We start from the raw sequence: 11,211 nt of genomic DNA on the forward strand, positions 1-11,211 counted from the left end.
TAACTTGACCGTAAGCCTTCGATGGGTTTGATCATGATCTGCTTCTACTACAGGAGGAATGATTCGACCGGAGCCCGGAGACAGGAAGGGCTTTGCGCCCCTCCTGTGGTTTCTCCTGCTAACTCAAGACAGCGGTGGCACCAGCGCCGCCTGCGTAGCCTGACGGTTTTGCGGCAGGTGCTCGCGGGCACCGCCGATATCAGGGAACGAGGCCATCGCCCCGCTCAGCTTCGCTAGGCTCGGCCCCTCCGTGTCCGGGACAGCAGCAACGGAATGAATCGCATGAGGCATGATGACGGGTTGTCTACTGGCCCAAGACAGCTCTACCAGCCCCCCTTTGGTGTAACTCCTCTGAGTAAAGTTCTTGACCAGATGGTCCACTCCCATCACCAGCGAAGAACCTTCCAGTTCGATTTGCAAATGCTGGTGCGTCACCGCCTGGCTACCGAACACCTTGCGCATCACCAAGGTCGTGCCATTGGTCGAGTCAGTCAGCATCAAGTTATCCTCATGGCGGCTCACGAGGATTTTTTCCGCATCAACCACCGGAATGATCAAGCGGTCCAGGGCCTGGCCCGGGTCATCGTTGTCAATGATAACCGTGCGGTAATACGACCACATCTCTTGGCTGAGGCGGTAGGTATCGTTATCGGCACCGCCATGCAACACCACACTGTCAACACCGGCGATCAGCGGTGGGGTCAAGTCGTCCCGGCGACCATCCGCGCCCCCGCTCCGAATTAACAACGACGAACCAATACGCTCGACACTAGTGTAATGATTCAGCTTCTGCACACCATCGTCCTTGACCCGGTATAGCGCCTGGTTCGTTGGGCTGTACACATATGCGCCCTTCTTCCCGGTAGCAATTCCGATGAAACGCAGATTGTCTTTAGCCTGGATGCTACCGCAGGAGAACACTTGACCGCTGCCGACATCGAACCAGCCTTGTGTGTCATCGCCTTGCAAGGTCAGCACGCCTTTGGCTCGCCACTGACCAGCGATCTTAGCAAGTGCCTGTGGCAGACGAGCGAAGTTGTCCTGTTGCCAGCCTTTGTCGACGGCGACCAACTGCAATTTACCGTCATTGGTTCGCAATAGGATCTCGCCTTTGACGGTGGTCAGGCGTAGCCCGGCATCGACTTGCTCCGCCGCCTTGAGGTGCAGTCCAGACGCCAGCTCACTGGCGGCGGGAAGCTGTGGCGAAACCTCAAGCACCTCGTCGGTACCGAACGCGGCAGCCAGCGCATCGGCAGTCATAGGCGGCTGACGATACAACTTGCCGCTGGCGGGTTCGAACAGTCGCGCACCGGAGCCATCCGCTTCAAAACCCAAGAACTGCAAACGCTTATCTTGCAGGGGGGCCGAAGCCACGACTACCTGACCGTTGTGGTACCACACTGGCAGCAGGCTCTTGCCGTCGGTACCCTTGACCCCGAACACTGCCAGAGTAGCTCTGCCGTCGGCGACGCTAGCCAGGTCCTGCCACCAGTGGGTACGTCCCTTGAGCCAATGCTCGTTGACCGCTTCGTAGCTAAGCTGCCCCAGTGCATCGAGCCGGGCCACACGCCCATCCTCAGTGATGACAAGCAAGCTGCCGTTCAGATTGACCAGGTTGGCTAACGCTGGAGTACTGATGCGTAATGCTGTGGGATGGCTGGCGTCGAGAACAGCCTGCCCGGGACCTTCCTGTCGGAACAGGGCCTTTTGCTCTTTACTGTAGAAGAAAAACACTTCCTTGTCGCCGGGCTGCAACATGCTCCCCGCTAACACCAGGTCGGCCGGGATCGGCCAGGCACTGCGGGTTTGTTCGTACTCTTTAAAGTGCGGGGACTGATCTGCCAGTGGCGCCAGATTCGGCTTGATCAGTGTCCCGTCGCCGGGACGTATCCAGTAGCGGTGCGCCACGCCAGCCGCATCCACGCCGAACACCGTGACTAGCTCCGCACTGGTCGGCTGGATCAACCGTGCGCCCAATATATACGTCGGAGTCTCACGCTGTATACTTTTGCTCTCGTAGTAGCCCTTGAGTATAGTCTTGAGCTCATCACTATGCCGGCTGGTACGTGCTAAAAGCTGGAGCAGCGCATCATCACCCACCGCACTGACCAACTCCATTCGATCATCGAGTATCCGATAGCACAGCTCAGCTTCCTTCTCTAGTTCAGCCTCCTTCTCTTTTAGTCGATAACGGCGTGCCAGGTAGACCGCATCTCCCTCCTGCCATAGCCGACTGATCTTACCCGCATTTTGATTAAACCATGGCTCAAACTGCACATCGACCTGTCCGGTGGCGATGTCTACCCGCCACGTCGCCGCATTGTCGGCGTCGTAGAAATAGGCATGGTCACCCATCACCGCACCCAATTGGGCATGTCTGGTCTGTTCGTGGGTGGCGTTGGTGAACAACATCCGCTCCTTGCCTACATCGTAAAACGCTCGACCAACATCTCGCCCGTTGTGGCTGTAGTTCTCCACCACTACGTACTGCCCGTGCAACTGATGCGCTTTGGCCAGATCACTCAGGTGCTGCTCAATTTGCTGGCCGGGCACCTGCCACTTACTCGCATCTTCGCTTACCACCTGAGTTGTCAGGCCAGCAAAGTCAACTTCGCGCACCTCTCCCTTGCCGTTGACCACCAATACCTGCCCGTTCTGGATCGGATCGCGTTCGACTACCACCCCGCCGACCACCAGTTGGTTCTTCGACACGCTGATGCTGTCACTGGCGAGCTGACTGCTATCGATGATCCAGCGCGATAATGCACTCGCACTATCGCTCGTGAGCTTAACTTGGGTGCCTTCGTTGAGGCCGATCAGGTACTCGCCACCCGCTCCCTTGATCTCGTAGCGCAAAAAGCCGTGTAGCTCTTTGGGTAGCTCGGGCACCACCAGTTGCCGGTTGCGCTGATCGAGTATCACCTCGATTGGGGTGTCGACGTACTCATGATGAATCCTGCGGATTGTCTCCTCACCCGGAAAGATATAAAAGTCGTAGTCAAACCGCTTGTCTTCCTCTAGCCTGCGTATCACGTCGAAACCAGCATCATGGCGTGTGGTGGTGCCAGGGAGCAGCATGTATTCGTAACTGATGTAAGACTTAGGTGTGCCCGGCAGGATCACGACATTGCTGTCGCCGTGTTCAAGAGGCCGGGAGATATCCTTGTAACCAATACCGCTACGCACTTCGATAGCCTGACCACGATCATGGACCATTCGCGGAAAGTCACCGACCCAGAAGAAGTAATTGATTTTCCCCGAACCGGTAGAGCCCGAATGGGTACGGTAGATGTACTGGCTGTCGAAGCTGATCTGGTTCCTGCGCAAGTCAAGGCTCTTGATCACCGCCCCGGCAAGAGGCACCAGCACCTTTTTCTCGTTGTCATATCGATAGCCGTTACCTTTGTACGCCTTGTCGACCGTATCAAAGTAACGGCCTACCGCCTTGGCATCCTCGGCGACCGCACCAAAGGCTTGAGCCAATGCCGTAAAGCCCACCGCGAGTCCGCCAAGGATCACGCTGGCTCCACCGAGTACCGCCCCGGCCGTCGAAGCACCGACCAAACCAGCCCCCACCCCGGCGGTACCAGTGACAAAGCTCGCCGAGTCGAACGCTAACTGGGTACCGAACACCGCCTTCTGCACATCGTTCTCAGCGTAGGCCAATTCATAAGCATCCAGACCGACCATAGCTCCGCCAAACAACACACCGGCACCTTCGTTGACGGTGTGGCCTAGGTTCGAAGCAAAGTCCTTTAACGAGGTTTCGGCGGCCACCACTTCACCGCGCAGCGCCGTACGCACCAACGCGGTGACCTTGGCTATATCCTGTACACCACCGTGAGCCATCTGGACCAAGTTGAGGTAGCTGTGAACCTTGAGCGCGGTGGCCAGATCAGGCGAAGTCACCCCGCTTGCCGCATCGTGGCGGTTCTTGTCGGCAAACCACTGGATTAGCGTCTGAACCGCAAACCCGGCGTTCAGCCCATCCACCGGAGCGGCCTCGCCAACTCCGCCGCGAGGCCGTATCCGGCCGTGCTCCAGGGTAAAGTGCTCGTTCAGTACACCCATGTGCTCATCGACGAAGCGCCGGAATTCAACAAAGGTGCTATCGTTGGTGATCAACCAGCGGGTCTGCTCGGGTTGGTCACGGTTAATGAACTGGACCCGGTAGCGACCTTCCCCCTGGTCTTCCGTCGTAGCGATAATCGGTAGCCAGAGGCTGTCCAGTTGGTGCTCTCGCGCCAGCCGGGTGCTGGCGACTTCGAACCGGGCGCCCCATTGCTCGGCATCAAAGGTCTTCAGTGCAGGGCTCAGTCGCAAGTCTTCCATGACCCGCTCTTGTACACTCACCACCTGCTCGACCTGGTGCCGTTGCCCGATGACACTGGACAGTTCCTCGAATCGGGTCAGGTCAGACACGTTTAGGCCATTACCCACTGGTACCTCAGCCATCTTGCCGGTATCGATCTCAATCAGGTTGAAGGCTGGCACCGATTTGCTGCCGAACGAGCCATAGTGCGCGGCCAGCCCGCGCACCACCAAGTGCTGCTCCATAGCCCTGGACAGACTCTTGGTGTTGTTGAAGGCAAAGATCCCAACATTCGGGTCATAGAAGTAGTAGCGACGGCCTTCGGCCGTGACAGTGCTCCCTACCATCATCGAGTGATTCTGGGTATTGAGTGCAAACATCGAGGTGCTGGTTGTTGCGGCCAGTCGCAACACCACCTCGGACAAATTGAACTGGCCCAGCTCCGTGGAAGCCTGAACGGCCTCAACATTGTAGTGCAGACTGATCAGGCTATTCTTGAGCAGCGTGGAGCTGCCCGCCTGCGGGTCAGCGGAGGCGAAGAACAGCTTTTGTACCAGGCTATTGATGCCAGCCTCTCCACCACCCGCCAATGCCACAGCCATGGTCCTGACCAAAGGGTAGCAACGGCCACCGGTTCGGTCACCGACCAGCGACAAATAAAAGTCCTGTGGTACTAAGCGGTCGAAGACACTGCCGGCGTCATGGAAGTCCTCACTGAACATTGCGGTCTGTCGCAGTACCTTGTCGATGTACTCGGCTTGGCTGATTTCGGTGATGCGACCGCTCAAGGCCCCCCGTTGCTCATGGGTAAGTTTTCCTTCAAGAAACAGGCGTTTCATCTCCAGAACCGACATTTTGTCATCCACTCCGGGGATCTTGATCTCCCGGAAGTTACGCAAACCATCATTGAACCCGCTATCCTGTGCCCCGCGCTGATAGGCCTCGGAGGCCGCGTAACGTTCTCCCACGCTGCTAGTGCGCTCCTCGCCTTGAATGGCCGTATCGTCAATCCGTACCACCGCAACGCTGCCGTCCTTAGCTTTGATCTGCTGCCAGAGCCAAGTCTTTTCGACAGAACTGGCTTCACGCAATACTGGATCGTACTGCGCTCTGTAGTAGTCCTGTGTAAGATTGAGTTGCTTGATCTGCTGGTCGATCAAGGCCGTATCACTTGAGGTACGTCGTGCTTCCTGGAGCTGGTAGCGTTTGTCCGCCACTTGGTCAATGTTGGCTTTGACCTTGGCCTGAACCGCTTCGCGCAACCGGGTCCATGCGGCAATCGCCGGATGCTCAGGAGAAAACGCCCCCTCTGTGTAGACGCCGTCGTTAACTCCTTCGACCGACACCCCAAACTGCGTCGCCACCGTCTTCAGTTGTTGGTGAACCTGCTCGCGGTAAGTGGCGAATTCGGCCTGGTTGCGCTCCGCCACCTGACTGCCGGCAACCTGAATCGAGAGTGGCTCCACACCACCGCGCAACTTCGGCCAGACCATCTGTCCATCTCGTTGATATTCCTGGCTCTGGAACACCAGTTGCCACTCGCCATTGACGTACTGCATGTACGCCGCAGCAAGGCCCTCAGTGGTACCGGATATCTGGTAATCCTTGTAGTCGACCGCCATCACCACATTGTCATACAGAAGCGAGCTGTTGAATCGGCCATCGTGGTAAACCCGGTAGGTATTGTCGTCGATGCTGGTCACCACTAGCGAGCCGCCCGATAGTGTCCCGGTGAACAGAAAGCTCCCTGCGGCCACATGCTTGGGAATGTCCACATAGGCGGGTACCGCATTGGCCTGGTTCGGGCCATTGTAGCCGAGGAAGTACGCCGACACGCTACTTGAAGATATGCTATTAGCATTTTGTTTAGTGTACTCAAGCTCGTATAAGCCTGACCTGACCTTCACCAACTGGGCGCTCCCCTCTGCCGGGAGGTGCCCTGACCTGACCAGCACCTCAGCACTGATGGTGCGGGTTTTGGCGAACAGTGCAGGATCAGTGGCAAACTGACGGATGTCAGCACTGCCTTGTCGGGGCTCAAATCCATCACCTACAGACACCAGCCCGACCTTGAGTTCGAGATCCTTCACCGCCTGCCCCAGCAGCGCCGGTCTTGGACCCATGTAGGTAAAACGCGGTGGATGGAATTCGTCAGCCGCTGGCAAGCCCTGATTAATGATTGGCAAGACCCGCGCTATCACTCCATCATACAGTTCACCCTGCAACTCTCTCTTGCTGCCTTCGGCGCGGTACTTGTCGAACATCTGCAACATATCCTTGCCGATACTGTCCGCACCCTCCGGTTCGTAACGCGCAGCGACATAGAGGGTTTCGAAGAACGAGTGATAGCCGTTACGGATCATGAATGCCGCATTGGCCATCTGGAATTGCCAATACTGCTTGACGCTCAACGCACCACCGAACAATTCCGGCAAGGCATTACTGACGGTCTGGGTGGTCCCGGAAATCCCCCCCACGAACGGGGTGTCCAGGTCATTCATGTAGCGTGTGGCGTCATTCTTCGGGTCCGGACGGAACTGGTTGTAGCTGCGGTACTTATCGTCCTTGATCAGGTACGAATCCTCGTGATACGTCTGCTCCTCAGGGCTGGTATTGAGGATCAGATACGGATCGGGCTGATTCAACCAGTTATTGATCATGACCTTGCCGTCACCCAGCGCAGCGTGAGGATTGACCGGGACCGCAGCCTTAGAAAAGCTATCGGCTACCGGACGCAAAGCATGGAACAAGACCTGTTTGCGCAAGCTCCTGCCCTCATTGCTCAACAGCGCCGCCTCAACCGCCGGGCGCAGTTGCGCATCGGCGTTCTCAAGGCCCTGGGGACCAGTCAGTAACAGGGTGAGCAGTTTGTCGTCCAGCGAGTGCTCAACCGCAGTTTGATCGAAAACATGTACTTTCGGATTGCCTGGATGCTGTGCCCCCTTCGCGCTAGCAACCCGCTGGATTTCCGCTTCGATGGCTCGAATGCGCCATTGTTCGTACAACGGCGCCAATAGCCCCCTGGCCTGGGCAATATCACTTTGCACATAGCCATTTTGCAAGACCTTAACCATAGCCGGGTTCTTCACCAGTCTCGTCGCCAGCCCGAACAGCAGCGGGTCATTATCGCTGCTTCGCCAGACCGAAGCGGCAAACGCCTGTTCCCACAGCGCTTTGTTTAGGTTATTACCCTTGATATCGCGCATGTTGTTACGGAAGTACTCCGGCGCCAACACCCCTGCGGGGGTGATGTGGTTACGCTCGAGCAAACGTACCAGCTGCTGCTCGAACGCCTTGCGATCTTCGCTGCCTTTAAACAGACGACTGGCCTTCGTACCGCCTTCACGCAGTTGCTCCAGCTTCTCGAAAAATGCGGCGTTGTATTGATACAGTATGTCGGTCTGCGCCTTGCTCAAGTGACTGCTGCTGACCTTGTTGTCGTCAACGCTCATCACCCCAAAGGGCGTCGCGGATAGGTAACCGTTGCCCTGGGGCATTTCCAACAAGTACTGACGACTGGCAAAACCGACCGAACGTTCCAGCTCATGGATATTAACGAAAAGCCCGTCACGGTCCGGGTGGTAACCGTTCTGGCGAAACCCCTCCAGGCCGATAGTCTGGAAGCTAGCGATATCAGCATTCTGGTTGATCAGGTCACTCAAGGCGCTTGCCAATGGTACCTCACGGGTGATGGTGGTATTCGAAACCTGGCCGGACACCTGAATCCCGACCTGGTTCGGCACCTTGCGGTCAACGCTGGTCAGTAGCATTTTGCGACCATTACCCAGCAACTGCGCCTTGAAGCCTTCACGCAAGGTGCTTTCCGAAACTAGGTAGTTGGCGAAGTACTTCTCGACGAATTCGGTTTTGACCAGCACCGAGCGAATTGGTGCATAGGTCGGCGAGCGAAAGGATGGCGGCTCACTCTTGAGCCGGTATTGTTGTTGCCAGGCTAGGGAGCGGGCTGCGGTACCGAAGGAGAAGTTGAATACCCTGTCCGCCGACACAACTAATCTGCCGTTCTCCAGGAAGAAATCTTTGAAGCGGCCATCGGTGCTGGCATTAACTAGTGCGACGTTCATGCGGATGTAGCCAGGGCGCTCCTCCATCATCAGCAACGAAATATTTACCGGCAGATCATCAGAGGCCGGAGGCACCGTGGTCAGCCCGCCGAAAGCTGCGGCCTCTTCCGTAGAGGATGCTTTGAGTAAGGCGTTGTAGCGGGCATTGACCTCCTTGTAGGCCTGTAATTTGGAAAACAGCGTCACGTATTTTGGGCTGAACGTGGAGGCAGCCACCTGTATAGTCAGTTGTTGTTCCAGACGTTTGATCTCGGTATCCAGCTTAGCCTGCTTGTCCGCCGCGTCCTCCCTCAGGGTCGTCGTCTTCAAGGTCTTAGAGCCGCCGGGATTGAGCATGGTCAAAGCTTTACGCCAAGTGCTGTCAAAGTGCGTTATGGCCATCTGCTGTCGGCTGTATAGCAGGATGTCGCGGTCCAGTTGCTGCTTATAGGCGTTGATCGCCGGTGTGCCGGGCACATCGTTCATCTGCTGCCGTCTTTGCTGCAATGTCTGCAACTGGTCGCCAACAGAAACGGGGTTGTCCTGCATCTGAAAATACTGGGCAGCCAGCACACTCAGCGTACTCTGCTGCATTTCCTGTAACCGCTCGTCTACCTGCCTGATGTAGCCGGCACGCTCATCAGGCCCCATGTTAAACCATTCGGTCTGACGACTTGCTGCCTTAATCTGTCCATCGATCAAGGTATTGAGCAGGTTCGTGAAGTCTTTGGATATATAAGCCATTGCAATGATCCTTGCCTGTTTTTAAGCGAAACCCTTCGCGCTGCGAAAAGCTGTTTGTCGTTTGTCGATACAGATTTGACATTCTCCCCGACCTAAAGACCATAACTGTAGGTACGAACGTATTCAGTTACCGCGGGGGTTCCCACACATACGATCGAGTCAAAGGCAGATGTCATTTTGCATTCCTTTATTTAGGTGATAGTTACATATTATTGTTATTTATATTAGTGAATATTAGATAGTCAACATTTATTTGCTCTGTAGTTGTAGTCATAATTATCTCCTTTATTTTTCGTTTATATTTCAGATCACATGAATGATAACATTGCAATATAATTAATTTTTTATATATTTAAATATATATTATTTGTAATTTTAATTATTTATCCAATGAAATTATTTACATGTAAAAGTATTTTTAAATTATATTGTTGCGTTTTTTATAAGACGTTGAATAAATAATAACGAATCTTAGGAAGGTTATTTATTAGTGAATTGTTGTATCTGATTTTTGAGTTAGAGCGCGATATTTAAAAGTTCTACTGCAACTGTCAAGCAACCCCAATTAATATAATGTTTTACTATTGTTCGATTAGGTATACCCGCTTAACTTGAAGATGCAGAATTCAGAACCTAGAAGTTGTCATTAATACGGTACGACAGGTTCCCGGCAAGTTCCGGTAATATTTCCGTAAAAAAACGATGTATTGCTTGCCTGAACAGGGTCGTCGAGGCGAAGTCATGATTATTTCTGACCTTTTCATTCATCACCTTCCACAACCTTTCTATCAGGTTCAGACTGTATGGCGGTAAGTAATGAAGGTCGATATATCACATAAGCCCACTCTTTCACCAACTCACTCCGAGGGTAACTGCTCCGTCAAGGATAATATGAACCTTCTGACTGGATAGGTTCCACGGATGGCAATAAAAAACCCTACGATGCGATAACTGTTAAAGGAAACCAGAGAAGCCCGCAAGATGACACAAGCAAGATTAGCTGAGCTGCTCAACGTTGATCGCCGGGTTTATAACCGCTGGGAGCGCGGTGCTTCTGTTCCTCAACTGGATGCTGTGGTCAGGATCGCTCAGGTATTACAAAGTAGTCTGGATTCACTTGTCGGATTGGAACCCATGACACCGCCACAGATACATAACCCGCGTTTACAGGCGCTTGTGATGCAGATGGATTCATTATCAGATGAAGATCAGCAGGCGCTGATTGTGTTGATGGACAGTTTGCTTAAACGTTCGAAGATGACGCAGTTACTGACATCGTAGAAAGGATTTGCTACAGGAAAGACGATTTTTATTTAGTGCAGCATTACCAGACGGCCATCCGGTAACGCTGCTAACCGTAGGCAACTAACAGGAGTAGTTACCATGGCTAACCGCGATTGTAATGCAGATTTGAAGATTTCAAAAGCCCGACGCAACTATAAGGTGGGCTATACCAACACCCGCCACGAAGACCGCAATACGGGGATGACCCGTTATTACAGCCAGCATCCCAGCCTGCACCTTAAAGGCAACTGGCTGGAAGAGTCCGGATTTGCCACCGGGCAGGCGGTGAACATCACCGTTGAACGCGGGCAGTTGATTATCCGGCTAGCTGAGAATGGCTGACGGCTAAAAGGAAGATCCCAGCGCTTGGGCTGGGATCTTAATGTTAACAAGGTAGTTGTTCTAAATAAGAATTCATAATGATGCTACACCGATTTTATTCATTGCTGGTTTTTGCTGTGCTGAAATCGACGCCAAGAAAGCATCAACATAACTTAGCAATCGCCACATAGATTGGCCGCTGTGGTTCCGGGTGACTGTCTCATGCAACGATTGCCAGAGCCGTTCTATTTTATTCAACCAGGGGGAATAACTCGGTAAAAATAAGAGGTTAAATTTCGGATGCTGGGCCAACCAATGTTTGACTTTCTGACTGCTATGGATGCAGTAATTATCTAAGATTAATGTGATCGTTTTCGTATCAGGATAGTGGGTATTAAGCTCATCTAACATCTTGATAAATAAATTAGAGTCCTTCTTTGTCCCTTTAACATAAGTCACTTTCCCTGTTTGGGCATTGAGGCAGCCGGC

At 53.8% G+C, this 11,211-nt stretch carries 4 protein-coding genes and 1 pseudogene; 2 read left to right on the top strand and 3 right to left on the bottom strand.

What is annotated here, in order from left to right; genetic code table 11:
- Positions 1 to 123 precede the first annotated feature (123 nt).
- The gene (gene mcf, locus ACGF5R_RS08325; protein WP_387690447.1) at positions 124 to 9,117 is read right to left on the bottom strand and encodes an insecticidal toxin MCF; all 8,994 of its coding nucleotides are present in this window, start codon (positions 9,115 to 9,117) and stop codon (positions 124 to 126) included.
- A 633-nt stretch (positions 9,118 to 9,750) separates the two neighbouring features.
- Positions 9,751 to 10,073 (bottom strand): annotated as a pseudogene (locus ACGF5R_RS08330) (transposase); the annotation flags it as partial.
- Positions 10,074 to 10,098: 25 nt separating this feature from the next.
- Between ACGF5R_RS08330 and ACGF5R_RS08335 the strand changes: the two are divergent.
- Entirely contained in the window at positions 10,099 to 10,398 is a 300-nt protein-coding gene (locus ACGF5R_RS08335) for a helix-turn-helix transcriptional regulator (RefSeq protein WP_112878237.1), read from the top strand.
- A gap of 102 nt (positions 10,399 to 10,500) precedes the next feature.
- The gene (locus ACGF5R_RS08340) at positions 10,501 to 10,743 is read left to right on the top strand and encodes a SymE family type I addiction module toxin (RefSeq protein ID WP_387690449.1); all 243 of its coding nucleotides are present in this window, start codon (positions 10,501 to 10,503) and stop codon (positions 10,741 to 10,743) included.
- Between the two features lie 72 nt (positions 10,744 to 10,815).
- Here the strand turns inward: ACGF5R_RS08340 and ACGF5R_RS08345 are convergent.
- On the bottom strand, positions 10,816 to 11,211 hold a 396-nt coding region (locus ACGF5R_RS08345; protein WP_387690451.1), incomplete at its 5' end, for an IS630 family transposase.

Source organism: Photorhabdus sp. RM71S (assembly GCF_042879355.1).
Taxonomy (GTDB): Bacteria; Pseudomonadota; Gammaproteobacteria; order Enterobacterales; family Enterobacteriaceae; genus Photorhabdus; species Photorhabdus kayaii.